Below are 23,458 nucleotides of genomic sequence, written 5' to 3'. Positions count from 1 at the left end.
ACGTATGTCTGAAAAACACGCAACCGGCTTGCGTCTGTGGCTCGCACAGCCGGCTCTCGGTCCCAAGGATGCTCCGCCCCTGCTGATGTGGGGTGCAGCGGTGATAGCCGCAGCAATCCTGCCATTGTTCGTTGGCCCCTGGCTGCTTTCAACCGCGCGTGATGCGCTGGTCATGGGGATTCTCGCGTTGAGTTATGACCTGCTCTGGGGCCGCGCCGGGGTGCTGACGCTCGGGCACACCACGTTTCTCGGCCTCGGCGCGTATGGATTTGCCGTGGCGACCGTACTGTTTGGACAGGCACCCATGGCGGGACTCGCTGCGGGGGTACTGTGCGCTGCGGTTGTCGCCGCAGTGGTGGGTTATTTCCTGCTCTTTGCGGGGGTAAGGCTGCACTTCTTTGCGATCATCAGCTTGGCTGTGCTGATCGTCGCGCAGCAGCTCGCCGTCAGCTGGCAGTCGGTCACCGGGGGAGACACGGGAATCCTCGGCATCTCCGGACTGTCGGTGGGTGAGGGCGGTCACGCATTTGATCTGAGTGGGCCTCGCGCGTCCTGGTACGCCGTGGCCGTGGTGCTCCTCGGAGCGATAGCCCTAACGTGGTTCGTGTGCCGCAGCCACTACGGCAAACTGCTCGATGCGATCGCAACCAATGAATGGCGGGCGAAGGCATGCGGGTATCACACCTCGTTTCATCTGCTGTCTGTTTTCGTCGTGTCAGCAGTGCTGGCGGCTATCGCCGGCGGCCTGATGGCGTCCTGCTCGGGCGTGGTGGCGCCCGACGTTTTCTCGCCGCTGCTGGCGACCGAGGTCATTCTATGGGTGGCCATTGGCGGGCGAGGTGGAACGGGTGGCCCTGTCGTCGCCGCGGTCGCTCTGACGCTCCTTAAGCAGACCATCGCGAGCTACAGCACGGACGGTTGGCCACTGATCCTCGGTGGCCTGTTCCTCGCCTGTGTGCTCTTCATGCCTAACGGCTTGCGAGTCCGTGGTCTCGCAGCGGCTATACGCCGCATTCTGAGAGCGAAATCGAACAGGCCGCTGCTTCACCGCGCGAGCCACGCACAGGAGGAACGGTAATGGACGCCCACTTTCTTCAGGGCACCGGCCTGTCGCGCGCGTTTGGCGGAATCAACGCCGTGGCGGGCGTAGATATCGCAATCGGGCCGCGCGACCTGCTGTGTGTGATCGGTCCGAACGGGGCCGGCAAGAGCACGCTCGTTGGTCTGCTCTCAGGCGCAATCGCTTCAGGTGCGGGCGAACTGTATCTCGGCGGCGAGCGGATGACAGGCCGCCCGATGTACGCGTTCTGCAGGCGTGGCGTGGTACGCAAGTTCCAGGGCACCAACACCTTCCTCACGATGACGGTGCGCGACAACCTGGTGGTGGCTGGCCTCGGGGTTGCGGCTTACCGGGCTTCGCCGATGCCCGATCCCGAAGCGGTGCTGGAGGAGGTGGGTCTGTCCGCACAGTCGAACGAGCTCGCCTCGCATCTGCCGCACGGCGAGCGCCAGTGGCTCGAAATAGGCATGGCCATCATGTGCCAGCCCGCCTTGCTGCTGCTCGACGAACCTGCAGCCGGGCTGTCCGCGAAGGACGCACAGCGGCTGGTGGGCCTTATTCACCGGTTGCGCGAGCGATGTGCGGTACTCGCCATCGAACACGATCTTGGCTTCGTGCAGTCTCTCGCATGTGAGACGTGGGTCATGCACCGCGGAGAGGTGGTCCGACGGGGGTCGTATGCCGAGATTGCGGACGACGACGAGATCCGCCGCATCTATCTGGGACGGGGGGGCAACCATGCTGCGCATTGAAAACCTGTGCGCCGGATACGGCGACGTGGATGTGATTCGCAACATCACGCTCGACGTGCTACAGAACGAGGTGGTCGGTGTGCTCGGCTGCAACGGTGCGGGCAAGACCACACTGGTGAAGGCGATCATGGGGTTGCTGCCGCGCGTGAGCGGGGAGGTCTCTTTCGTCGGGCACCCAGTCTTGGGCTTGGGCACGCATGAGATTGCACGCCGGGGCATCGGACTCGTGCCGCAGGGACGCTGGATCTTTCCGAAACTGACCGTGCGCGAGAACCTCCTCATGGGCACGCAGGCCGCCGGTGGTGCCTGCATCCTCGATGAGGTGTTCGATTACTTCCCGGTGCTCAAGGCGCGCCTGTCACAGCAGGGCGGCACGCTCTCGGGTGGCGAGCAGCAGGTTCTCGCCATCGCCCGCGCGCTGTGTGGCCGTCCGAAACTGCTCCTGCTAGACGAGCCTTCCGACGGTGTGCAGCCCAATCTGGTGGAGCGTATCGGCGAGGTGATTCCCGAACTCTGCCGCCGCTCAAAGCTCGCCGTGCTCCTCGTCGAGCAGAACCTCGAGCTTGTCCTGCAGAGTGCCCAGCGTTGCATCGTGCTAAGCAACGGCCGGCTCGTGCATGCCGGCATCGTTGAACCGCGATCGGGCGATACGGGCGAACACCCGCTCGCACGCTATCTTTCCCCGGCCGCGGACAATGCGCCGGAATTTCATCATGAAAACGTTCAGTGAAATCGAGTGAGAAAAAACCATGAACCGTCGTGACTTTTCCCGAACTGTGCTGCTTGGTGCGGCTGCGTCCCTTGCTGCATCGGCCGTCTCCCCGTTCGCGCGCTCGGCCGAGCCGCTGAAGATCGGCGTGCTTGCACCGCTGAGCGGTCCCCTGACGCGCGTGGGGCAGACCAACCGTAACTGCGCAGCACTTGCCGTGGACGAGATCAACGCCGCGGGTGGACTGCTTGGGCGCCCCTTGCAACTGAGCGTCGAGGACACCCAGATGTCTACCGCGGTCACACTCGAGAAGGCGCGGCAGCTCTTCATGCATGACGACGTCGCGATGATCACGGGCATGGTGCTTCCGTCGGAGCGCGAAGCTGCTCTCCAGGCGGCAAGAGCCGCACGAAAGTTGGTGGTCTATCCGAATTTCGACGAGGGACGATGTGACCCGCGACTGCTCACGACAGGCCTTACCGCAAGCCAGCGGATCGAACCGCTGATTGCATGGCTCATGCGTGACGGAGGACGGTCCGTCTGCGCGGTCGTGTCCGATATCGGCAGCAACAGGAAGGTGCTGATCCCGCAGTTACAGGCAGCAGTGGCGCATCACGGAGGGAAATTCCTTGATGTCTACTGGCTACCCTTCGGCACGCGCGACTATGGTGCGGTCCTGCAGCGTGTCGCGAGCTTAAACGCGCAGGTCGTGTGGCACAGCATCGGGGATGACCCAGTGACGTTCGTGAAGCAGTACCGGTCATTCGCAATGAAACCGCTGCTCGTGACAGACATTGCGCACGAATCCCTCTCGATTGCGACCACGGACGCCTCGACCGGCACGATCGGCGTGTCGTCTTACTTCATGAGCATCGACAATCCGGAAAACCAGGCGTTCCTCACACGCTATACCGCGCGTTATGCCGATGCCCGTGATCCTCGGCTGGGACGTTATGCCGTCGTGCTGCCGCACGGGGAGAACACTTATGCGGGGATTCGTCTATTCGCCGAGGCCGTCAGGTCGGCAGGGAGTGTAGACGCGGAGCGCGTCAAGGCCGCGCTGCCTGCTCTCTCTGTCGCGCTGCCGCGTGGCAGGACCGGGGTGAGCCACGATGGTGGCCACGTGCTCTGCCAGACACGAATCGGTCAGGCACTCGCCGACAACAGTTTTTCGATCCTCGACTCCACTGGACCGGTCACGCCGGTCTGTGAAGGCTAGGAGGGGTCCTCCTACGCGAGAAGGTTTATGCATCAAAAATTTAGGAATACATAATGAACGACATTGTCAGGCTCGACGCAAGTCAGTTGGTTGCCGGCTTCAGGCAGCGGACACTCTCGCCGGTGGAGGTCATGTGCGCAGTGCTGGATCAGGTCACAAAGCACGATTTCCTCGTCAATGCGTTTTGCGCGATCGACGAGGAAGGGGCGATGTCAGCGGCTAGGGACGCTGAGCGACGGTGGATGCAGGGTGAGCCGCGCGGTCCGCTCGATGGCGTGCCAGTCTCGGTCAAGGATCTCGTCGCGGTAGCCGGTTTTCCCACGCGTCACGGCTCATTGACCTCATCGCCGCAACGTGAAGGTGAGGACGCGCCGGCCTTGGCGAGGCTGCGCCGCGCGGGCGCCATACCGTTTGGCAAGACTACGACCTCGGAGTTTGGCAACAAGATCGTCACCGATTGTCCGCTGACGGGGGCTACCCGCAATCCGTGGGATACGCGGCTCTCGCCTGGGGGCAGCAGTGGTGGATCCGCGGTGGCGGTTGCGCTAGGGATGGGACCGCTGTCGCTCGCGACCGACGGAGGCGGGTCAATTCGGATTCCTGCGTGTTGGAGCGGTGTGGTCGGGTTCAAGCCCACGTTCTCACTCGTACCGGCCGGCAAAGCGGCGTCATGGACTGCGCTGTCCACGCTGGGACCGATCGCGTGCAACGTGCGCGATGCCGCGCTCATGCTCAGCGTAATGACGCACGATGGCGTCGACCGGCATTCAGGCATCGCCAGCAGTTCGGATTATTGGGCGGATTACTGCGTGGGGCTCGACGACGGTGTCGCGAGCCTTCGCATCGCGTACTGCGCGGCTCCCGCTGGCGTGCGCATCGAGCCGGCCATCGAAGCGTGTGTCAGGCAGGCAGCCAGTGCCTTTGAGGCGCTTGGCGCGCACGTTGTCGAAAGCGATGTGACGCCGCTTGCGGACTATTACGGCGATGGGCGCATGCATTCGGTCCAGTGGTCGGTGTACTTCGCGCAGCGTGCCCGACATATGGAGGCGGCGCACCGGACATTGCTCGATCCCGAACTGAAGGCGCTTGCCGATGCAGGTGAACGGGTGGACACCGCAACGTTTGCTGACGCATTGCTTGCGCGGCATGCACTCACTGCGGCGATGAAGGCTTTCTTTCAGCGCTACGACCTGCTGCTCACGCCAACATTCCACTGTGGTCCGCCGCCCGTACCGGGCCTGCCCGCCGGGCTGCGTACGGCACCTGCGCTGACCGCGTGGTGTAACCAGACCGGGCTTCCCGCAGCGAGTGTGCCGTGTGGCTTTGCCGGAGGATTGCCAACCGGTGTGCAGATCATCGGCCGATGGGGCGGCGATGCCTTGGTCCTGCGCGCAGCGCGGGCGTACGAGTCAGCAAGGGGTGCTTTCCCGGCACCAGGCGCAACGCTTGAGCGTCCGGCAGACGGGATGGAGGCGCAACCATGAGCGTACAGGTTACGAGGGTGATCGTTCACCTGGTCGAGCGATGTGCAGAACTCGGAGTGCCGGTCGTGCCGCCGCACCGCCAGGCTGTCGCGGCGGCCGTGCTGACGATGGCAGGTGAGGGCACTGATGACGCATTGGACATGCTTTACGCGACGGGTGCCGAACTCGGAGCGCTTCTCACCGGGCGCGCACTGCAGGCTTTGGGTTGCACGCCAGGCGACATCCAGGGCTACGGGAAGGGGGCGCTGGTGGGCACGGGCGTGCCGCTGGAGTATGGCGCGGCGCTGCTTCATCCGCGGCTGGGCAAGGCGGTGCGTGAATGCCTGCCCGGTGCGACCACGATCATGCCGTCGGTGACCAAACGCGGCGCAGCGGGCGCCTGTCTCGATATACCCACGCACGGCATTGCCGATATGTGGAGCTTCGACCATTTCGACACGGTGTCTCTGTCGGTGCCCGACTCACCGGAGCCGGACGAGCTACTGGTTGCGATCGCGTTGGCCGAGCGTGGCAGACCGCTTGCGCGCGTGAGGCCGGGCTGAGACTCGGTCAGGAAGCTTGCCCGGCAAAAGGCGAAATCGCAGGACAGATCACCCAAAAAGACGAAGGAGAACACATGCACACGGATTGTCGGGGAAGATGGAGTAAAGGCGTCGCAGCACTCGCGCTATGCGCATTGGCCGGGGCAGTGCACGCACAGTCGTCCGTTTCGCTTTACGGGCTTGCCGATTCGTTCGCGGGCGTAGTACGCACGCCAGGGGCATCGGGCAATACCTGGCAGGTGGGCTCTGGCGGGATGACAACGTCGTACTGGGGCATGTCAGGCTCCGAGGATCTGGGCGACGGGCTGAAGACGGTCTTCACGCTCGAAAGCTTTTACCGCATCAATGGTGGTCAGACGGGTTCCTTCGACGGGCAGTCGTTCTTCGGACGCAGGGCATTCGTCGGACTCAGCGGGCGATTTGGGGAACTGACGCTCGGTCGTAACGATTCCCTGCTGTTCGTATCCACATTGCTGTTCAACCCGTTTGGCAATTCGTTCGTCTTCTCGCCCATGGTTGTTCACAGCTTTCTCGGGTCCGCCATGGGGGCGGCGTCAGTACAGAGCGATACAGCAATCGACGACTCGATCGTGTACCACACGCCGGAAGCGGGCGGCCTATCGGGGAGTCTGCTCTACAGTAATGCTGGCATCGCGGGCCATGCGGGACAAGCCAATTACAGCGCGAACGTGCTCTACTTCGCTGGGCCTTTCTCCGCGACGGCGGCAATCCAGAGCCTGCACACGGCATCGCTTTTTCTCAATGGTGCGACCGAGCAGACGGCATGGCTTGTCGGTGGTGCGTATCGGTTTGACGCGCTCAAGCTCTATTTTCAGTACGAACGGGTGAATAACAACAACGAGGTAACCGACGATACCGTGCAGGCCGGCGCGAGTGCCCAGCTCGGCACAGGCAGCGTACTGGTGTCATGGGCGGGCACGCGCCGGCGGCCGGTGCAAGGCAGTGACAGCCGCTGGTCGACGGGGGCGCTCGGCTACGACTATCCGCTGTCGAAACGCACGGACGTGTACGCGGCATGGCGTTACGACACGATGACCAGCGTGTCGTCAGGCAGCAGCGTGGGCGCTGGTATCAGGATGAAGTTCTAAACATGGAGACGTACATATTGCAAAATTATATGATTGCGTGGTTACTCTTTTGGAGAGGCAACCATGCGCAAGCTCGAAATTGCAGACCCGCAGATCATGCAGGTTGCGATTCAACAGGAGATCGAACGGAGCGAGGAATCGCGGTATGACCATCGTCTCCATGCGGTGCTGCTGGTAAGCAGCGGTTACTCGTGCACTGAAGTGGGCCAGTTGTTCGGTCAGGCGGCCACGACAATTCAGCGATGGGTGCAACGTTTCGAGCGCGGTGGCTTCGACGAATTATGGGAAGGTGAGCGGCCCGGACGTCCGCGTACGTTGGATGAATCGCGATGGGCTCGCATTGAGGCTGACCTGCGCAAGACACCACGCGACTTCGGATTTGAAGCGGGCCTGTGGGATGGGCCCGTTCTGTCGGAGCACTTGCGTCAGTGCTACGGCATCGAGCTGGGCGTGCGACAGTGCCAGCGGCTGTTTCGCCAGACGGATTTCGGCTGCGCATACCGCGCCCGCAAGTCGCCCAGTCTGATCCCGTATGGGTTGCGACACTGAAAAAAACTGCGGTGCCTGGCAAAAGCGCGACAACGTTGAGTTATGGAGCCTGGACGAATGCCGTTCCCAGCAGCATAAATCGCGCTGTCGCATGTGGGTGGCCCCGGAGGTTCGCGATCCGGTGTTGATGCACGCGCCCACGCGCAAGTCGGTGGCGCGCTTTGACGCCGTCAGCCTGAGCACCGGGTGCTTCGCCTGGCAGGCGTGCCCTGTCTTCAACGCAGAAACGTTTGTGTCCTTTCTGCGCCGGCTACTGCGTCATCGACGTCGTAGCAAGCGCATCGTCGTCGTGCTGGACAACGCCAAGTACCACCATACCAACATGCTCAATCCACTCCCGCGCAAATACAGGCGGGACCTGACGTTGCTTTGCTCCCGCCATACAGCTCGCAACTGGCACCTATTGAACGGGTCAGAAAGCTGACAAGGCGTCTGGCGCTGCATAACCGTTACTTCGCCATGCTCGTCGAAGTCCTCTCGGCCGTCGAGGCCTGTTTCCAGCACTGGATCGGACCAAACGAAGTTCTACGAAGATTATGCTGCATAATTTAAGGCGCTATGTTTAGTAACCCAGTTTGATGAAATACGATTGATCGAAGAAAGTCCATCAAGCACTCGTAGCTTGGTCAGATCGCATGCTCTTAACTTGCTATCGATGGCCAGGTTGGAAAATAGCGAGATCACGTGTCCGCGCGGAACGTTTCAGGCGGATCAGGATGGCCCAAATTTCCTACAGTTTCAACGGTGGCTTCTGTCCGGTGAACTTGCCCTTGTTCCACGGGACACGCACCTGTGTGTCGATCGCGGTTGTTTCCATGACGTTCTCCTTTCGAATGAAGGGAACGTTAGTCTGCACCGGCTGCCGGTGGTCTCTGTCCGACCCCGAAGGGACAGTGGTACTTCTATGAAGCGGCCATTTGCAGCGAGCGTGACGTTCCGTATTCGGCCAGCCCATTCGGCACTAGGCTATTGCACTTTCCTGTCTTCGCGTTTCGCGTCCGCCATGGCTTCGGGCTCCAACTCTTCCGCGGAGCGATTCAGGTAGATGAACAGCCCCCAGGAGGCAAGAAGCAAGGCTGTCGAAGCAATCAGCCAGGCCGCATACCGAAGCTGCGATGGATCTTGGTGCAGCGCTTTAAAAGTTGCAACGAGGCCTTCGATGGCAAGCGCGACGACAACAACCACTAAGAATCGCGACATGAAACGTCGTACCCGCGTCGGCGCGCTCACGTCAGCCTCCCGTATAACCTCTTCTTCTACGATGGTCTCGGCGATCTGCAAGGCGACAACGGCCCCAGCCAGCACCCCCAAAGCTTCAATGATGGATAGGGCGCTTGTTTGGTCCCATTGACCCTCAAATGCAATCAATCCGATACGAGCAGCAATCGCAATCAACATCAGCGCCGCGCAGGTGAAGAGAACAGCCATCAGCCCATGAAGGATCGTAAAGAAGTGCACGAGGAACTTCATTTTTGGGACTCCGTTGAATTGCAAGTGGGTGTTCCATGTTCTGTTCTATCAATTCCTGAAAGATGCGGCGATGAGGGCTGATTTTAACGACGGACTGGATGGGCTTGACAATGGGGCCAAACCCGCGCGTGGAAGCAGTTCCTCGCGACTATCTACACGTCGATGCCGAACGGGCGACATTAGCCGGACCCGGTGCGACGTTGAGTCGGCGAAAGAGATCGGGTCAACGGAGCCGCGGTGGGCAGAAGTCGACCCTCAACAGTTGGTCGTCACCGAGCGCTTGCAATGGCCGCTTGCGAAGTACAACGGCCGTTCCTTTTCTGATTCGGCGGACGGGTTGTCGGCCTTTGCCGTCATTCAGGTGATGACGTCGGTGAGGCGGCTACGGGTCGCTTTCCTGCCGTTCGCAGACCGATGGCCGCGAATGTCAGGTCTCACTGTCAGCGAATGCTTGCTCCCGACCCGTTTCGGTCATCCAACTCTTTCTCGCGAATGGCGAAGGATGACCGCAAAGCAGCCATTCCGCGTGACTCACATTTCACTCAATTTTGATGTCAGGTTCGCGGCATTGAAAGCGGACCGCAACCAGTTCTCGAACGCCGTCGCAGCTTGCGAGCTGGTGTTATAGCCTCTCGATCGAACCAGGTAATAAGACGTCACGTCGATGCTGAACCGGGAGTCATCGAAAGGCGCGATAAGCCGTCCGTCGTTCAGCTCTTCCGCCGCCAGAACCTCGCTTTCAAGTACGACGCCAAGACCGTCGACTGCAGCCTCGATCGCCATGACCGACCGATCGAGCCAGAGCTCATTGTCGGGCCGGACTTCCGCGTGGCAAACCCGCCGCAAATACTCCGACCACGTCAGCCCGTTGGAAGAATGAATCAAGGTCGCACGCAAAAGATCCTGCGGAATCCTCAGCGCGAGTGTGGTGGCCAGCGCAGGGCTGCACAACGGGCGCAGCCGCTCAACCAATAAGGGCTCGACATCGAGCTTGGAAGTATGCGGATGGCCATAGGCGATCGCGATATCGAATCGAGTCGTCTCGAGGTCATCATGATCGGACAGCGTGGACAGCCGGATCCTGATTTCCGGATTGGCATGCAGGAATTCCGGAAGTCTGGGTTGCAGCCACTTGGCGGCGAAACTTGGACCCGATGCAACCACCAGATAGCCTCGCTGCGACTGTGGCGCGACCAGATTAGTGGCGTCGGCGATCACACCAAATGCGCGTTCAATCTCGCGGGCGTAGGTGCGCCCCGCAGCCGTGAGAACGGCTCGCCCCGGATGCCGTTGAAACAACGGCACACCCAAAAATTCCTCGAGTTGCTGGATGTGGTGACTGACCGCTGAAGGCGTGACCGCGAGTTCCTCCGCGCCAAGCGCAAAGCTTCCCCTTCGTGACGCCGCTTCGAACGCAAGGAGTGCCTTGAGCGGCGGCAAGCGGGATTTCGTCGTGCTTCTAGTTGAGCTCATTTCACGGGGTGCTGAGTTATATGCGTTGGCGCAGACATTTTCGCCTACCTAAGATGTTTTTTGACGGCGGTCAGCAAAAGCAAGTCGTATGCCAAACGTTGTGCTTCGACGAGTCTGGCGCCGGCGGCGGTCGTCCGATGTGTGGACCAATGATGTTACGCAACCCAGGTTATCCCGCCAGCGATCAGATATTGCCGGATAACGAGCCAACGGAGTGAACGATGAAAGAAGGACTGCTGCAAGCATCCCGCGACTTTTTGGTCAGATACGGCGGTGACGCCTTCCCGAACCTGTTCACGTCCGCCAAGGGCACTATCGTAAAGGATAGCAATGGACGCGAATACCTGGACTTCACATCAGGGCAGATGTGCGCCACGATCGGGCACAACCATCCGGCGATTGTCGAAGCGGTTCATCGGGCAGGCGAGAAGGCCTTCCACATGTTCAGCGGCATGATTCCCGAGGTCGTGGCCGAACTCGGGCAGACGCTTGCACGCGACTGGCTGCCTGGCGATATCAAGAAGACGATCTTCATCAATACCGGCTCCGAAGCGACCGAGGTCGCGCTGCGCATGGCCAAGATGTACACCGACGGCTATGAAGTTCTGGCTCTGGGTGGTTCGTGGCATGGCATCACGGGCGGTGCGAGTACCGTGTCCTTCGCGAGCGACCGAAAGGGTTATGGCGTTCCCGCGCCCGGAGTGTTCCTGATTCCCGAGCCGAATTCGTATCGCCCATACATTCAGGCGGCCACACCGGAAGAAGCCGCGCTGGCCAACCTGAACCTGGCGTTGAAGATGTTCGACATGCAGTCGAGCGGCCGCGGCGCGGCGATCATTGTCGAGCCCGTCATCAGCGCAGGGGGCGTGCTGGTGCCACCGAAGTCGTTCATGCAGGCGCTAAGAAACGCGGCGGACGACCGCGGCATGCTGCTCATTTTCGATGAAGCGCAAACCGCGTTTGGTCGTATTGGAACCCGTACCGGATCCGAATTCTTCGGTGTCGTTCCGGACATCATGACCATGTCAAAAACGCTCGGTGGCGGCTTGCCGCTTGCCGCGGTATCGACGACGGCGAAGATCGAAGAAGTCCTCCACCAGAAACACTTCACGTTCTACACGAGTCACGTTTCGGACCCGCTCACAGCAGAAGTTGGACTGGCGGTGTTGAAGGTGATCAAGGAAGAGAACCTCATTGCGCGCGCCAATGAAATGGGGGGCTACCTACGCCGTCGCTTTGAAGAGTTACAGCAGCGCTACGAGGTGATCGGCGATATCCGGGGCGCGGGCCTCCTGCTTGGCGTCGAACTGGTGACCGACCGGGCATCGCGCAATCCGGCTCACGAGCTCGGCGCAATGACGACCCGGAAATGCTTTGAAAACGGTCTGAGCATGAACATTCGCCGTCGTCCGGAACGCGGCTCCGTGTGGCGCATTGCACCTCCGCTGACGGTTTCAACGGACGAGATCGATCGCGCGGTGGACATCCTCGACAAAGCATTGCGCGACAGTCTCAACGAAACAGCAGTCGCTAAAGCCGCCTGACGTTGGGCATTGGTATCGAACGGATTTTTTCAATATTGGGGAAACCATGAAGTACACTGCGGCGAGACATTGGCTGTTCATTGCGGCCATTACCGGCCTTGGACTTACTGCTCCCGCAGCGCACGCGGAAAGCTCAACACTCGAAAAAATCCGTTCATCCAATACGCTCACGCTTGGCTATCGTGAGTCATCGATTCCATTCTCTTTTCTTGGCGCGGGTCAAAAGCCGGTCGGCTTTTCACTAGACCTGTGCAATGCGATCGCGGAAAAATTGAAGGCGGATCTTCAACTGCCGAGGCTGAACGTGGCCTATATGGCGGTCAGCGCAGCCAACCGTATACCGCTTCTGCAAAACGGCACGATCGACATTGAATGCGGAAGCACGACCAACACAGCCGAACGCCAGCAGCAGGTCGGGTTTTCGGTAGCCACGTTTGCCGGCGGCCCGACCTGGTTGACGACGGCATCGTCGGGAATTACTGATGTAAAAGGACTTCAAGGCAAGACCGTCGTACTGACGCAGGGATCGCTCAACCTGGGTCTTGCCATGAAGATCAATAGCGATCTCAAGCTCAACATGACGATCGTTCAATCCAAGGAACAAGCTGAATCGCTTTTATTGCTGCGCACAGGACGCGCTTCGGCATGGTTTGAAGACAACATTCTGGAAGCGGGTCTTGTCGCCGGATCGCCCGACCCCAAGGCATTCCGATATCTGCCGGAAGCAAGTGGGCAGGTCTACTACTACGGGCTGATGATTCCGAAGAACGATCCGGGATTCAAGTCGCTGGTGGACGGTGCGCTAAGTGCCCAAATGGCGTCCGGGAAATTTTCAAAGACCTACGCCAAGTGGTTCACTCAACCCATTCCGCCGCACGGACAGAACCTCGCTTTGCCGATGAACGAAGCGCTCAAGGCGCGAGTGGCAGCGCCTAGCGACTCTCTTACCCCGTAGCGCGCTGCGCAGTCTATCTAAACATCCTGTGCAGGTAGCGGCCGATTGCAAATCGGTACGCGCTGGGTGGATCGCTGCCATCAAACATGGACATCGTCCGGTCGTCGACATGTTATCCGATGTGGTGCCCTTTCACGGGCGCCTTTTTAGCGAGCGAAACAACAATGCAAATTCTCTTTGACCAAACAGCGGAAGGGGGCACCTATTTCGGCTGGTTGATATCCGGCTTTTGCTGGACTTTGCTCCTGTGGTTTGTATCCGGCGTGCTTGCGTTCGCAATCGGCATAACCGTCGGTGCAGGTCGAACAGTTCGCCATCTGCCACTGCGGATAACGGCGCGTGTTTATGTTCAGGTGTTCCGCAATGTCCCCCTCCTCGTGCAAGTGTTCCTTTGGTACTTCGTCCTTCCTGAGGTGATCCCTACCGCATGGGGAAACTCCATCAAGCAGATGGCGCCACCGTGGGCCAGCTTTTATCCCGCCGTAGCCGGGCTTAGCTTGTACACGGCGTCGCGTATTGCAGAGCAGGTTCGTGCCGGCATCAATTCCCTCTCCGATGGCCAGAAAAAAGCGGCGGACGCGCTTGGCTTGACAGCCTTTCAGACCTACATGTTGATCTTGTTGCCGCAGGCCCTTCGCATAACCATCCCGACGCTGACCAGCGAAGCGCTTGGCCTCCTTAAAAATACGTCGGTCGCGTTGACCATCGGCTTACTTGAGATCACTGCCCGAGCGGAACAGATCAATGAATTCACGTTCAGGACGTTCGATGCCTTCGCGAGTGCAACAGTTCTGTACCTGCTGATCGCACTTGTGTTGCATCAAATCGCATTTCAGGTAGAGCGGATCCTCCGTATTCCTGGAATGAACCAAAACAACACGTTCGGAAAGTAGGGGGCGTCATGTCTTTTGATTTCGCTGCTGTGGTCAGCGCCACCCCGTACCTGATGCAGGGTCTTTTGTTTTCGGTCGAGCTCACTCTGGTGGCCATGATCGGCGGAATGCTGTTAGGGACGTTCATGGCAATCATCAGGCACATGGGTGTACCCGTTGCTGCCGAGGCCATTCGTGTATACGTTACCCTGATGCGCTCCATTCCCCTGATTCTCGTTCTCTTTTGGTTCTTCTTCCTGGTTCCGTTGCTGCTGGGTCACTTGACACCGGCCGGCCGCTCGATCCCGCTCGGCCCCAAATTCACTGCTTTCATCACCTTTACCCTTTTTGAATCCGCCTACTACGCGGAGATAGTGCGCGCCGGGCTTAAGGCGATCGACAAAGGGCAATACGAAGGTGCGAAGGCGCTTGGTCTTTCCAACTCGACCATGTATTGGAGTGTTGTCGTGCCTCAGGTCTTGCAGGTCACGGCGCCAATCATCGTGTCGCAGACAATCATCCTTTTTCAGGACACGGCACTGGTGTATGTCCTATCACTGACCGACTTCTTTGGTGCGGCAGCAAAGATCGCTCAGCGCGATTCGAAACTTGTGGAATTCTATTCGACGGTCGCGGTTTTCTATCTGCTCATTTGCTCGATGGGGTCTGAGTTGTCCGAGCGCTTCCGCAAAAAGCAAGGGTACCGCTCGCCCCGCGGCAGGCTCGAACGCGCCAAGCGTATGTTCGGCCTTGCTCGTCCCTAAACAATCGTTACCTTCGAGGTCTGATCATGGCTGACGCGTTTTCGACTCGGAATGAAATCCTTCGGATAGAAGGACTCGAGCAAAGTTATGGAGCGCTTCCTGTCCTGAAGGGCATCGATCTTCGGGTTAACAAAGGAGAGCGAATCGTTATATGCGGTCCATCGGGTTCGGGCAAGTCGACGTTGATCAGGTGCATCAACGGCCTGGAGATCTTCAAGTCCGGAACGATCCGTGTCAAAGATACGCATAGCGGGGAGCACCTGACGCTACTCAAGGATATCCGTCGCGAAGTAGGTATGGTCTTCCAGAGTTTCAACCTGTTTCCGCATTTGTCGGTTCTTGAAAACTGCATGCTGGCTCCCATAAAAGTGCGCGGTGAGAAGAAGGCTGAGGCGCGAGAAAGATCACTTTATTTTCTGCAAAAAGTCCGGGTGCTGGATCAGGCACAGAAGTATCCTGGGCAGTTATCGGGGGGACAACAGCAACGGGTCGCCATAGCCCGTGCGCTGTGCATGCAGCCGTCCATCATGCTCTTCGATGAGCCGACCTCCGCGCTGGATCCCGAAGTCGTGCAAGAGGTGCTAGCCACCATGGTCGGCCTCGCAAAAGAAGGAATGACGATGATTTGCGTCACGCACGAGATGGGGTTCGCGCGAGAAGTCGCAGATCGCGTCATTTTGATCGACGGAGGAAAAATCGTCGAAGAGGCTGCACCCGCACAATTTTTCGACATGCCCCGGCACGAACGCACGAGGGCATTTCTCGGTCGTGTGCTTCGCGGACATCCCGAAGCGGCACGAGGACAAGCGCACAGCTTAGCGGCGACTGTACGATTTCACGCTTAGTGACACCGCATCGACGTTTGTTAGGACTCGAAACAAGCGCACCTACACGGGCCGACATCTAGTCAGTGGGAGAAGACTTGTAAGACCGAAATTGACTTCTTAGCGGCCATTCGAGTGATGGATACGAAGGACAGTTCATGGCCGGCAGTACGCATTCACCCACCTCGTCGGAAAGCTGCCGTTGACTACTCCAACGTCGGCTGCGTGGAACGTCCACGGAACTGGTGCTCTCGGCCAGAAACGGCCTTCGCGCTAGTCGCGATAAAGGGCCCCTCCTCAATCTGATTCGGTCGTTCATCCCGATCGACGCACGGCCATCGATCAGCCCCTCCTGCTCTTTTGAGAACGTCTTGCCGGAAAGCCTCTTTCGATACAAACGTCTCTGCGAGCTTATCCCGCCCCCAACACCAGATCGAGGCGCCCCGCTGGCTTGAACCCGGTCCCGCTTACCTCGGCGAGCCAGGCCAGATCTCTTGAAAGCGTTTCAGGCGCCATGGCTTTCGCCCAATAAATCGGCCCACCTTGGTTACGCGGAAACCCGTACCCATTCGCCAGCACCACATCTACGTCTGGCCCACGCGCGGCGACACCTTCTTCGAGCAGAAGCGCCGCTTCGTTGACCATTGTGAGCAATGCACGTTTCCGAATGTCTTCAAAGCTAAGCCTATGCGGCACAATCCCCTTACGAGCACGCGCGTCATCGATTATCGCTTTCACCATGTCGTCGGGCTGGCCGTGCTTTGAACCGGCGCCGTATTGATAGTAACCCGCGCCCGTCTTGCGCCCGAGGCGGCCCGCTTCGCACAACCTGTCGGGAATGTCGACATAGCGTACATCGGTAGGGCAACTTGCCGCTCGGTTCCGGCGCATCCGCCACGCGATGTCAAGTCCCGACATGTCAGCAACGGCAAAGGGGCCCATCGCAAACCCAAAGGCTTGGAGCGTCGCATCGACTTCATTAGGATAGGCACCTTCTTCAAGCATGAATTCGCACTGAGCGCGATACGCCGAATACACGCGATTACCGATGAAGCCAAACGCATTGCGCGTCAACACCGGTAGCTTGCCAAATCGCTGGGCGAGCACGAAAGCCGTCGCAAGCGATTGCTGCGAGGATTCAGTGCCGCGCACGACTTCCATCAGCCGCATCACGTGCGCGGGGCTGAAGAAATGCAACCCGACGACATCGCGTGGCCGTTTTGTAGCTCCAGCGATGCCATCGAGATCCAGATAGGAGGTATTTGAGGCAAGCAGTGCTCCGGGACGCGCGAGTTTGTCGATGCGCTGAAACACTTCTTGCTTAACTGCAAGATCTTCGAACACCGCTTCTATCACGGCATCGACATGCGTCAACGACTGCCAGTCGGTCGTGCAAACGAGCCTCCTCGCGCGTTCTGCGACGTCATCTGCGTTCAGCTTGCGTTCGTAATGCTTGAGGATTCTTTCTCGTCCCGCATCAAGGGCGCCTGCATCCTGCTCGACGAGTGTCACCTGAAGTCCTGCATCGAGTGCGCAGATTGCGATGCCACTGCCCATCGTACCGGCCCCGATCACCGCGATCGACTCTACGACACTTGCAATCGAGAAGTCGATGTGGGTGGGATTTGCCGCCTCACTCTCGGCACGCGCAAGATAGGCGAGGGGGGATGTTTCGTCGAGTGTGATCAGAGCATCGTCATTCATGGTGAGCCTCCGATGCGAGTACAGCAACGCCATCAGCCGCCCGTACGCCTTGGCCTGCAGGCAGCACGAAGATCGGATTGATTTCTGCTTCAACAAGACGCCCGCCAAGCTGCACGGCCATTCGCGCAAAGGCGACGATTGCGGTCACGAGGGCGTCAATATCAGCGCGCGGCCGTCCACGATACCCGTCGAGCAGGGGCCACGTTTTCAGTTCGTGGATCATCGCGAGCGCGTCTGCGCGCGACAGCGGCGCTTCGGTGGAGAGCAGGCGCATCGTCGTGTCCTTGAACAGTTCCGCCGTGACGCCGCCCATGCCGAGCAGCAATGCTGTGCCCAACGGGTCTCGATGAAGGCCGAGAATCAGTTCCGTTCCACCGGCCACCATTTCCTGAACGAGAAACGCATTCGCGGATACGCCAGTCGTGGTTTCAACGTCGTCCCGCATTCGGTTCAGGCGCGCCCCGATGTTGTCGGCAGTGATCCCAAGCGCTACGCCGCCGACATCGCTCTTGTGGGTGATCGTGTTCGACAGCAGTTTGAGCACGACTTTGTCGCCCAGCTCGCGAGCGGCGCTCTCGGCTTCATTTGCGTTCGTGACGACACGTTCGCGTACCGCCGTCACACCGAAGCGGGCAAAGAGCTCTTTCGCCTGCGCTTCGTTTAGTGATCCGGCGGGTAGACCGCTCACGTTGACTTCTGCTTCAGCGTGTTGTTCGTCCAAACTCACGGGGCGTTGCATGGACTCGCCGTGCTGCCACATCGCCGCAAGCACGCTCGTCACGCTTTCGGGCGATGGGAACGCCGGCACTCCCTGCTCGTTGAGCAACCGTGTGATCTCCGGCGCGTGAGGGCTCACAAATGCCATCACGGGTTTGTCACTCCCGGGCAGCGAATCGCGGATCGCGCCGGCCATCAGGTCAGGCATCGCGAGGCCCGACGATCCAACGATAACCACGACCGCGTCGTAAGTCGGACTATCGAGTAGAGTGCCGATCGCACCGCGCAGGAGAGCCGGCTGCAGACCCGCAAGCGTCACGTCGATCGGATTGCGGTCGAGCACAGCATGATCGCCGGTCTGGAGCGCGCGCAGCTTTGCAGCAGTCGCTTCATCGGGAGGCGGAGTCTCAAAGTTCGCCATGCCGAGGCTATCGGTGACGAGCGTGCCCGCGCCGCCGGTCGAGGTCAGGATCGCTACCCGTCGCCCGGAGAGCTTGCGACGCGTAGCGAGCGCATGAGGAATGTCGAGCAAATCGGAAAACGTCTGGACGCGAATGACGCCGACCTGGCTGAAAAGCGCGTCATACATCCGGTCCGAGCCGGCCAGCGCTCCCGTATGCGAGACCGCCGATCGCGCGCCTGATTCCGAGCGTCCGATCTTGAACACGACGACCGGCTTGCCCGCGGCGGCCGCCTTTAGTGCCGCGCGGCGAAACCGGTCCGGATGACGTAGCCCCTCCATGTAGAGCGCGATAACGGAAGTCGAATCATCGTCAACCAGATAATCGACAAAGTCCGCCATGTCGAGATCTGCTTCATTGCTCGTCGACACCAGCTTTGACAAGCCAATACCGCGCGCTGCCGCCCGCGACAACAGCGAGCCAAGAATCCCCCCGCTTTGTGACACCACGCCGATCACGCCGATTGTAAAAGAGTCGGTCTCCAGCGCCCCACTTGCTGACAGCGTGATGCGATCGGTGAGGTTGACGAGCCCGATTGTATTCGGGCCGAGCAGGCGCATGGACCCTGCTGCCTCGATCAATTGCGCCTGGCGCTCCGCGCCTTCCTCGCCAATTTCTGCATAGCCGCTCGCCAGCACGATTGCAGCGCTCGTCCCGCGACTCGCCAGATCCCGCACCGCAACGTGGGCGCGCTCGGCGCCGAGCAGCACGATGCCGACATCCGGTGTGTGCGGCAACGACGCAACATCGGGGTAGCAGGGCAGGCCATCGATCGAGTCGTAACGCGGGTTGACAGGGTAGATGTCACCGGCGAAGCCGTGCTTCCTGAGGTAAGCCACCGGGCGGCCTGACGTCTTGGCTGCGTCCGCCGACGCGCCGATTACGGCGACGCTCGCCGGGCGCATCATTTTTGAAATTGCATTCATGTCGATCTCCTTCGTGCTCATTTGGTTTTGTTCAGGAATGCGAGCACCGAGTCACGATGTTCACTGCTTGTGTAGCAGACGGCCTGTGCCTGGCTGCCTTGTGCAAATACCTGATGCGCGGACAGTTCGTAGCTCTGGTTGAGGATGCTCTTGCCGAGCGCGAGCGCAGTGGCCGAACCATGGCTCAATTCGGCGGCCCAGGCGTGGGCGTCGGCGATGAGCGAATCCGGCTCGCTCAGGCGATCCGCTATGCCGATTTCCAGCGCTTCCTTCGCATCTACTTTGCGCCCGCTGAAGATCAGTTCCTTCGCCCGCGCGAGGCCGACCCGTCGCGGCAAAAAGTACATGCCGCCACCGTCGGGAATCAGCCCGCGTTTGATGTAGCTCCATGTGAAGCTCGCTTCGTGCGACGCGAGGATAAAGTCGCACGAGAGCGCCATATCGGCACCCAGGCCCGCCGCTGCGCCGTTGACTGCCGCGATGGTCGGTTTGGGCATCGAGTAAAGCAGATTGACCGTGTGATGAACGAACTGCTGACGAGACCATCCATTGAACGCTACCTCGCCCGCGGGTGCTTCCATGCGTTGCGCCATGCCGCTGACGTCGCCGCCTGCGCAGAATCCCTTGCCGTTGCCAGTCAACACCACGGCGCGTACGTCACGGTCGCTCGACACGGTCTCCAGCGCCACGATCAGTTCGGCACGCATTTCGTTGGTGACGGCGTTACGCTTTTCAGGACGATTCAGCGCGATCGTGGCGATCTGAGATTCGATAGTGACTTGAATTGTGGATGTGCTCATGCGTGTCTCGCTGGTTGAATTGGAGTCGACTGACAAGGTCAATCTGGCAATGCAGCTTAGCCCCGCAGGCCGCTCAAGACACTCCGTCAATTCCACTCTGTGGAACGGAGCATGCTTCATCCGAGGGCTTGATCGATTCCACTGGATGGAATTGGCGGATTGTCATCGAACGGTCGGCGCCGATAATGGATTCCAACGCAGGACACTTGCCACGACGATCCTGCGATCCATACAAGCCCGGAGACATGATGCACGCAGCCCGTTCCAATTCAATCGACGTCAGCGCAGTCGCGCAGCCGCAGACTGAGGACATCTACCGGAAAGTCACCTGGCGGCTGCTGCCTTTCCTTTTCATTTGTTACGTCTTCGCGTATCTGGATCGCGCCAATATCGGCTTTGCGCACCTGCAATTCTCGCGTGACATCGGTCTTTCCGACGCCGCATTCGGTCTGGGTGTAGGACTCTTCTACGTGGGTTATATGCTCTTCGAGGTGCCGAGCAACCTTTGGCTCGCGCGAGTCGGCGTGAGAAAAACACTCATGCGGATCATGGCGCTATGGGGCATCGTTTCAGCGGTCACCGCGTTCGTGCAGACGCCGATGCAGTTCTACATCGCGCGCGTGTTACTGGGCGCTGCGGAAGCTGGATTCTTCCCCGGCGTGATTCTCTATTTCACCTACTGGTTTCCGGCCGCGCGCCGGGCACGCGTCACGTCAATCTTCATGACAGCGATCTGCGTATCCGGCATTATCAGTGGGCCTGTGTCGGGATGGATTCTCAATAGCATGTCGGGCTTACTTGGCTATAACGGCTGGCAATGGCTGTTCCTTCTCGAAGGATTTCCGTCAGTGATCGCCGGTGTCTTTGCCTATGTCTATCTGACGGACCGCCCCGAGCAGGCGACCTGGCTCTCGGACGACGAAAAGGCCCTCCTGCTGGCAGAGCTCAGCCGCGACGCGCAAACGAAGGCCGCACGCGCTCATGGTTCGATCTGGGTCGCGTTGAAGGAGCCAAAGTTCTATTTCCTGACGTTCGCCTATTTCAGCGTGCCGTGGGCGAGCATCGTCGTGCATATCTGGGCACCGAGCGTGATCCAAAAAAGCGGTGTATCAAACTACTGGCACATTGGGCTTCTTTCTGCGATTCCTTATGTGGTCGGCGCAGTTGTGATGTATCTGCTTGGCCGGAACTCAGATCGTATGCTGGAAAGGCGGTGGCACTTCATGGCAAGCTCATTGATGGCCGCGCTGGGCGTCGTGCTTCTGCCGGCGGCGGCGAATCACGCAGCCATCCTGGTGGCACTGCTTTGCGTCGCGACGGCCGGTTATCTCGGCATGCTGTCGCTGTTCTGGACGATGCCACCCGCGTATCTGTCGAGCACGGTCGCAGCAAGCGGCATTGGCCTGATTAGCAGCATTGGCCAGCTTGGTGGGATTTCGGCGCCCTCGGTGATCGGCTACGCATCGACGCACTTCGGCAGCAGCGCGATGGGTCTCTATGCGGTTGCGGTCGTCTCCATTCTCGGCGGCCTTGCAGTGGTGCTCGGCATTCCGGCCCGCGCGATTAGTGAGCGCCGGGAGTGAAAGATCCGCTCACGGGCCTCAATCTTCGAGGCGTACGCATTCGGCTTTGATCTCGTCGCGCAGACGCAGCAGGGGCGGTGCCAGTTCGCTCACAACGCTCTCTTTTGACGCCGCCGTGCGGACGCTAAAGTTGAGGATCAGCAATCGGTGTCCGGGAATGGCGAGAGGTGTTGCGAGTGCAATGACTTCAGGTTGCCAGCTTGCGACGCAATAGCCGTTTCGGTGCACATCATCCACGGCCTCAGCGATTTCACGCGCTAGACGTTCCCAACCGCTCCGTCCGCGACGCTTGAACGCATCCATCAGGCGGGTAAATTCGGCCTCTGGCTGCGTCGCGAGATACGCCCGGCCGAGCGAAGTCAGTTCCATCGGTACGCGTTGTCCCGAGACGATCGTACGTAATGAGGCTCGCTGGTTATAACGAATGGACTCAAGGTAGACCATCTCTTCCCGGTCGGCGCCCGCGATTCCGACATTGATGCGCTTTGCTTGGGCAGTGTCGCGGATTAGCGGTCCTGCAGCATTCAGTACTGTGGATCCGCTACGCAACGCCTGCGCCAGACTGAGCACAGGTATGCCCAGTCTATACGCCCTGCGTGCCGCATCGTGCTCGAGATAACCCGCCTCGACGAGCGTTCGCGTAAGGCGACTCACCGTTGCCTTTGCCAGGCCGGTGCGTTCCGCGAGTTCTCCGTTGCCGAGAAGCGTCGCACCGGGACCGAACGCGCGCAGCAATTCGAGCCCGCGTTCGAGCGATCGATTCGATGGGGTAGCGTTCGATTCCGGTTGTTGATTCTTGTGGTTCGCCATAGACAGCGGGTCTGTCGTGCTTAACGTGAAAAGGTCAATTATCGATGTATGTCAGTACATGCGGCGATTCGCCCCCCCCCGAGCAAACCGTAGATTTACTAAAAAAAGGCAATCCGATGGTTATCAACAATGCAAAGCTCCGACGTGCCACCTTCCTATCTGCCGCACTCTGCAGCGCGTCACTATTGTCAAATGCAGTTCTTGCCGCGGACGTTCATGTCTTGGCAACCGGAGCGCTATCCGCAGCGTTTGCGGAGCTCGGACCAGGGTATGAACGGCAGTCCGGAAACCACCTCGTTATATCATGGGGACCCTCATACGGTACGTCCGCTGACGCGTTACCCATACGCATTAAGAATGGCGAACCAATGGACGTCTGCTTCATGATCCGCCCTGCGTTAGAGGAACAAATCAGGCAGGGTAAGTTTCTCCCGGACACTCGCGTGGATCTCGTTGGTTCCCGAATCGGCATCGCGGTTGAGGTCGGCACGCCGAAGCCGGATGTCAGTACTGTAGAAAAATTACGTAGTGCACTGCTCGCAGCGAAATCAGTGGCTTTCTCCGAAGGAGCTAGTGGCACCTATATTACTGAGACGTTGTTCCCCAAGCTTGGCATCGCGGATCAAATGAAAGCCAAGAGTGTTCAGATCAAAGGGAAGGAATTGGTCGGAACGGCCATTAAGCGGGGCGACGCCGAACTTGGATTGCAACAGATCAGTGAACTTCGTGCCATTCAGGGGATCCAGTACGTCGGGCCGCTTCCGCAAGAAGTGCAGAAGGCGAGCGTCATTTCCGCCGCCGTGTCAACAAACGCTCAGGAGCGGGAAGGCGCCGCGGCGCTCATTTCTTATCTGAGAACGCCAACAGCGTCGGCAGTATTCGAAAGGACTGGGCTTGACCCAATCGAGCCCAAGAAATAAATCGCATTGGTTTTAAGTTCTGGTACCCCGGAAGATAAGCTGCCGCGACACCCGCTTCTCTCATTGATTAACCTTCTCCGAGCGCAAACGGGGGCATGACCTTCGAGCAAGATAGCTAGCCGTTTAGTGCGATCCAGTCACTTCCAGCGACGGCTCGCTCGCGCAAAGCGGTCGTTCATGGATTTCGGCGGGCTGTCTCGTTTGGGTCGAG

Annotated in this window: 22 protein-coding genes and 1 pseudogene; 16 read left to right on the top strand and 7 right to left on the bottom strand. The window is 59.6% G+C overall.

Features of this window, described 5'->3' with window-relative positions; genetic code table 11:
• Positions 1 to 4 precede the first annotated feature (4 nt).
• From ACSQ83_RS23480 to ACSQ83_RS23440, 9 genes are all read left to right on the top strand, one after another.
• Positions 5 to 1,078 carry a branched-chain amino acid ABC transporter permease gene (locus ACSQ83_RS23480; protein ID WP_436229777.1) on the top strand — a complete coding sequence of 358 codons (1,074 nt, stop codon included), beginning with the start codon at positions 5 to 7 and terminating at the stop codon, positions 1,076 to 1,078.
• Positions 1,078 to 1,812 carry an ABC transporter ATP-binding protein gene (locus ACSQ83_RS23475; protein ID WP_436229776.1) on the top strand — a complete coding sequence of 245 codons (735 nt, stop codon included), beginning with the start codon at positions 1,078 to 1,080 and terminating at the stop codon, positions 1,810 to 1,812. The genes ACSQ83_RS23480 and ACSQ83_RS23475 overlap by 1 nt, the downstream gene beginning before the upstream one ends.
• The gene (locus ACSQ83_RS23470; protein ID WP_436229775.1) at positions 1,799 to 2,542 is read left to right on the top strand and encodes an ABC transporter ATP-binding protein; all 744 of its coding nucleotides are present in this window, start codon (positions 1,799 to 1,801) and stop codon (positions 2,540 to 2,542) included. Before ACSQ83_RS23475 ends, ACSQ83_RS23470 begins: the two co-directional genes overlap by 14 nt.
• 19 nt (positions 2,543 to 2,561) lie before the next feature.
• The gene (locus tag ACSQ83_RS23465; RefSeq protein ID WP_436229774.1) at positions 2,562 to 3,740 is read left to right on the top strand and encodes an ABC transporter substrate-binding protein; all 1,179 of its coding nucleotides are present in this window, start codon (positions 2,562 to 2,564) and stop codon (positions 3,738 to 3,740) included.
• A gap of 53 nt (positions 3,741 to 3,793) precedes the next feature.
• On the top strand, positions 3,794 to 5,224 hold the full coding sequence (locus ACSQ83_RS23460; RefSeq protein ID WP_436229773.1) for an amidase family protein: 1,431 nt from the start codon (positions 3,794 to 3,796) through the stop codon (positions 5,222 to 5,224).
• Positions 5,221 to 5,766 carry an amino acid synthesis family protein gene (locus ACSQ83_RS23455; RefSeq protein ID WP_436229772.1) on the top strand — a complete coding sequence of 182 codons (546 nt, stop codon included), beginning with the start codon at positions 5,221 to 5,223 and terminating at the stop codon, positions 5,764 to 5,766. Before ACSQ83_RS23460 ends, ACSQ83_RS23455 begins: the two co-directional genes overlap by 4 nt.
• Before the next feature lie 74 nt (positions 5,767 to 5,840).
• The gene (locus tag ACSQ83_RS23450; protein WP_436229771.1) at positions 5,841 to 6,875 is read left to right on the top strand and encodes a porin; all 1,035 of its coding nucleotides are present in this window, start codon (positions 5,841 to 5,843) and stop codon (positions 6,873 to 6,875) included.
• A 63-nt stretch (positions 6,876 to 6,938) separates the two neighbouring features.
• Complete coding sequence (locus ACSQ83_RS23445) at positions 6,939 to 7,424, top strand: helix-turn-helix domain-containing protein (protein ID WP_436229770.1); 486 nt, start codon at positions 6,939 to 6,941, stop codon at positions 7,422 to 7,424.
• Entirely contained in the window at positions 7,408 to 7,848 is a 441-nt protein-coding gene (locus ACSQ83_RS23440) for a transposase (RefSeq protein WP_436229769.1), read from the top strand. Before ACSQ83_RS23445 ends, ACSQ83_RS23440 begins: the two co-directional genes overlap by 17 nt.
• A 182-nt stretch (positions 7,849 to 8,030) precedes the next feature.
• Here the strand turns inward: ACSQ83_RS23440 and ACSQ83_RS23435 are convergent.
• From ACSQ83_RS23435 to ACSQ83_RS23425, 3 genes and pseudogenes are all read right to left on the bottom strand, one after another.
• Positions 8,031 to 8,241, bottom strand: a pseudogene (locus tag ACSQ83_RS23435) (integrase); the annotation flags it as partial.
• A 149-nt stretch (positions 8,242 to 8,390) separates the two neighbouring features.
• Positions 8,391 to 8,894 carry a hypothetical protein gene (locus tag ACSQ83_RS23430; RefSeq protein WP_436229768.1) on the bottom strand — a complete coding sequence of 168 codons (504 nt, stop codon included), beginning with the start codon at positions 8,892 to 8,894 and terminating at the stop codon, positions 8,391 to 8,393.
• A 531-nt stretch (positions 8,895 to 9,425) separates the two neighbouring features.
• Positions 9,426 to 10,367 (bottom strand): LysR substrate-binding domain-containing protein, encoded by a 942-nt coding sequence (locus ACSQ83_RS23425; RefSeq protein WP_436229767.1) that lies wholly within the window; start codon positions 10,365 to 10,367, stop codon positions 9,426 to 9,428.
• A gap of 221 nt (positions 10,368 to 10,588) precedes the next feature.
• On the opposite strand from ACSQ83_RS23425, the gene ACSQ83_RS23420 reads away from it, so the two are divergent.
• The 5 genes from ACSQ83_RS23420 (at position 10,589) to ACSQ83_RS23400 (ending at position 15,347) form a co-directional block, all read left to right on the top strand.
• Positions 10,589 to 11,911, top strand: coding sequence for an aspartate aminotransferase family protein (locus ACSQ83_RS23420; RefSeq protein WP_436229766.1), 1,323 nt, complete (start codon positions 10,589 to 10,591; stop codon positions 11,909 to 11,911).
• A 46-nt stretch (positions 11,912 to 11,957) separates the two neighbouring features.
• Complete coding sequence (locus ACSQ83_RS23415; protein ID WP_436229765.1) at positions 11,958 to 12,866, top strand: amino acid ABC transporter substrate-binding protein; 909 nt, start codon at positions 11,958 to 11,960, stop codon at positions 12,864 to 12,866.
• Between the two features lie 164 nt (positions 12,867 to 13,030).
• Positions 13,031 to 13,759: an amino acid ABC transporter permease gene (locus ACSQ83_RS23410; protein ID WP_436229764.1), complete on the top strand. Its 729-nt coding sequence runs from the start codon at positions 13,031 to 13,033 to the stop codon at positions 13,757 to 13,759.
• 8 nt (positions 13,760 to 13,767) lie between these two features.
• A complete protein-coding gene (locus ACSQ83_RS23405; RefSeq protein WP_436229763.1) occupies positions 13,768 to 14,502 on the top strand; it encodes an amino acid ABC transporter permease in 735 nt (244 codons plus the stop codon).
• A gap of 26 nt (positions 14,503 to 14,528) precedes the next feature.
• The gene (locus ACSQ83_RS23400; RefSeq protein WP_436229762.1) at positions 14,529 to 15,347 is read left to right on the top strand and encodes an amino acid ABC transporter ATP-binding protein; all 819 of its coding nucleotides are present in this window, start codon (positions 14,529 to 14,531) and stop codon (positions 15,345 to 15,347) included.
• Positions 15,348 to 15,737: 390 nt separating this feature from the next.
• On the opposite strand, the gene ACSQ83_RS23395 is transcribed toward ACSQ83_RS23400, so the two are convergent.
• The 3 genes from ACSQ83_RS23395 to ACSQ83_RS23385 are packed head-to-tail and all read right to left on the bottom strand — an operon-like array spanning position 15,738 to position 19,934.
• A complete protein-coding gene (locus tag ACSQ83_RS23395; RefSeq protein WP_436229761.1) occupies positions 15,738 to 17,030 on the bottom strand; it encodes a 3-hydroxyacyl-CoA dehydrogenase NAD-binding domain-containing protein in 1,293 nt (430 codons plus the stop codon).
• Entirely contained in the window at positions 17,023 to 19,134 is a 2,112-nt protein-coding gene (locus tag ACSQ83_RS23390) for an acetate--CoA ligase family protein (RefSeq protein WP_436229760.1), read from the bottom strand. Before ACSQ83_RS23390 ends, ACSQ83_RS23395 begins: the two co-directional genes overlap by 8 nt.
• A gap of 17 nt (positions 19,135 to 19,151) precedes the next feature.
• The gene (locus ACSQ83_RS23385; RefSeq protein WP_436229759.1) at positions 19,152 to 19,934 is read right to left on the bottom strand and encodes an enoyl-CoA hydratase/isomerase family protein; all 783 of its coding nucleotides are present in this window, start codon (positions 19,932 to 19,934) and stop codon (positions 19,152 to 19,154) included.
• 245 nt (positions 19,935 to 20,179) lie between these two features.
• Between ACSQ83_RS23385 and ACSQ83_RS23380 the strand changes: the two genes are divergently transcribed.
• Positions 20,180 to 21,517: an MFS transporter gene (locus ACSQ83_RS23380; RefSeq protein WP_436229758.1), complete on the top strand. Its 1,338-nt coding sequence runs from the start codon at positions 20,180 to 20,182 to the stop codon at positions 21,515 to 21,517.
• A gap of 18 nt (positions 21,518 to 21,535) precedes the next feature.
• Here ACSQ83_RS23380 and ACSQ83_RS23375 read toward each other — a convergent pair whose 3' ends face one another.
• Complete coding sequence (locus ACSQ83_RS23375; RefSeq protein ID WP_436229757.1) at positions 21,536 to 22,327, bottom strand: IclR family transcriptional regulator; 792 nt, start codon at positions 22,325 to 22,327, stop codon at positions 21,536 to 21,538.
• Positions 22,328 to 22,371: 44 nt separating this feature from the next.
• On the opposite strand from ACSQ83_RS23375, the gene ACSQ83_RS23370 reads away from it, so the two are divergent.
• On the top strand, positions 22,372 to 23,247 hold the full coding sequence (locus ACSQ83_RS23370; RefSeq protein ID WP_436229756.1) for a molybdate ABC transporter substrate-binding protein: 876 nt from the start codon (positions 22,372 to 22,374) through the stop codon (positions 23,245 to 23,247).
• The last annotated feature ends 211 nt before the right edge of the window (positions 23,248 to 23,458 follow it).

Source organism: Caballeronia sp. LjRoot29 (assembly GCF_964252755.1).
Taxonomy (GTDB): Bacteria; Pseudomonadota; Gammaproteobacteria; order Burkholderiales; family Burkholderiaceae; genus Caballeronia.
The sequence above is the reverse complement of the archived record's forward strand: the minus strand, read 5'-3'. Positions and strand labels throughout refer to the sequence as shown.

Excerpts from the sequence above, each read along its gene's own strand:
- ACSQ83_RS23395 (WP_436229761.1), bottom strand. The coding sequence starts at position 17,030 with ATGAATGACGATGCTCTGATCACACTCGACGAAACATCCCCCCTCGCC.
- ACSQ83_RS23380 (WP_436229758.1), top strand. The coding sequence starts at position 20,180 with ATGATGCACGCAGCCCGTTCCAATTCAATCGACGTCAGCGCAGTCGCG.
- ACSQ83_RS23420 (WP_436229766.1), top strand. The coding sequence starts at position 10,589 with ATGAAAGAAGGACTGCTGCAAGCATCCCGCGACTTTTTGGTCAGATAC.
- ACSQ83_RS23445 (WP_436229770.1), top strand. The coding sequence starts at position 6,939 with ATGCGCAAGCTCGAAATTGCAGACCCGCAGATCATGCAGGTTGCGATT.
- ACSQ83_RS23475 (WP_436229776.1), top strand. The coding sequence starts at position 1,078 with ATGGACGCCCACTTTCTTCAGGGCACCGGCCTGTCGCGCGCGTTTGGC.
- ACSQ83_RS23480 (WP_436229777.1), top strand. The coding sequence starts at position 5 with ATGTCTGAAAAACACGCAACCGGCTTGCGTCTGTGGCTCGCACAGCCG.
- ACSQ83_RS23425 (WP_436229767.1), bottom strand. The coding sequence starts at position 10,367 with ATGAGCTCAACTAGAAGCACGACGAAATCCCGCTTGCCGCCGCTCAAG.
- ACSQ83_RS23440 (WP_436229769.1), top strand. The coding sequence starts at position 7,408 with ATGGGTTGCGACACTGAAAAAAACTGCGGTGCCTGGCAAAAGCGCGAC.
- ACSQ83_RS23375 (WP_436229757.1), bottom strand. The coding sequence starts at position 22,327 with ATGGCGAACCACAAGAATCAACAACCGGAATCGAACGCTACCCCATCG.
- ACSQ83_RS23370 (WP_436229756.1), top strand. The coding sequence starts at position 22,372 with ATGTATGTCAGTACATGCGGCGATTCGCCCCCCCCCGAGCAAACCGTA.
- ACSQ83_RS23465 (WP_436229774.1), top strand. The coding sequence starts at position 2,562 with ATGAACCGTCGTGACTTTTCCCGAACTGTGCTGCTTGGTGCGGCTGCG.
- ACSQ83_RS23385 (WP_436229759.1), bottom strand. The coding sequence starts at position 19,934 with ATGAGCACATCCACAATTCAAGTCACTATCGAATCTCAGATCGCCACG.
- ACSQ83_RS23410 (WP_436229764.1), top strand. The coding sequence starts at position 13,031 with ATGCAAATTCTCTTTGACCAAACAGCGGAAGGGGGCACCTATTTCGGC.
- ACSQ83_RS23405 (WP_436229763.1), top strand. The coding sequence starts at position 13,768 with ATGTCTTTTGATTTCGCTGCTGTGGTCAGCGCCACCCCGTACCTGATG.
- ACSQ83_RS23455 (WP_436229772.1), top strand. The coding sequence starts at position 5,221 with ATGAGCGTACAGGTTACGAGGGTGATCGTTCACCTGGTCGAGCGATGT.
- ACSQ83_RS23415 (WP_436229765.1), top strand. The coding sequence starts at position 11,958 with ATGAAGTACACTGCGGCGAGACATTGGCTGTTCATTGCGGCCATTACC.
- ACSQ83_RS23470 (WP_436229775.1), top strand. The coding sequence starts at position 1,799 with ATGCTGCGCATTGAAAACCTGTGCGCCGGATACGGCGACGTGGATGTG.
- ACSQ83_RS23390 (WP_436229760.1), bottom strand. The coding sequence starts at position 19,134 with ATGAATGCAATTTCAAAAATGATGCGCCCGGCGAGCGTCGCCGTAATC.
- ACSQ83_RS23430 (WP_436229768.1), bottom strand. The coding sequence starts at position 8,894 with ATGAAGTTCCTCGTGCACTTCTTTACGATCCTTCATGGGCTGATGGCT.
- ACSQ83_RS23400 (WP_436229762.1), top strand. The coding sequence starts at position 14,529 with ATGGCTGACGCGTTTTCGACTCGGAATGAAATCCTTCGGATAGAAGGA.
- ACSQ83_RS23460 (WP_436229773.1), top strand. The coding sequence starts at position 3,794 with ATGAACGACATTGTCAGGCTCGACGCAAGTCAGTTGGTTGCCGGCTTC.
- ACSQ83_RS23450 (WP_436229771.1), top strand. The coding sequence starts at position 5,841 with ATGCACACGGATTGTCGGGGAAGATGGAGTAAAGGCGTCGCAGCACTC.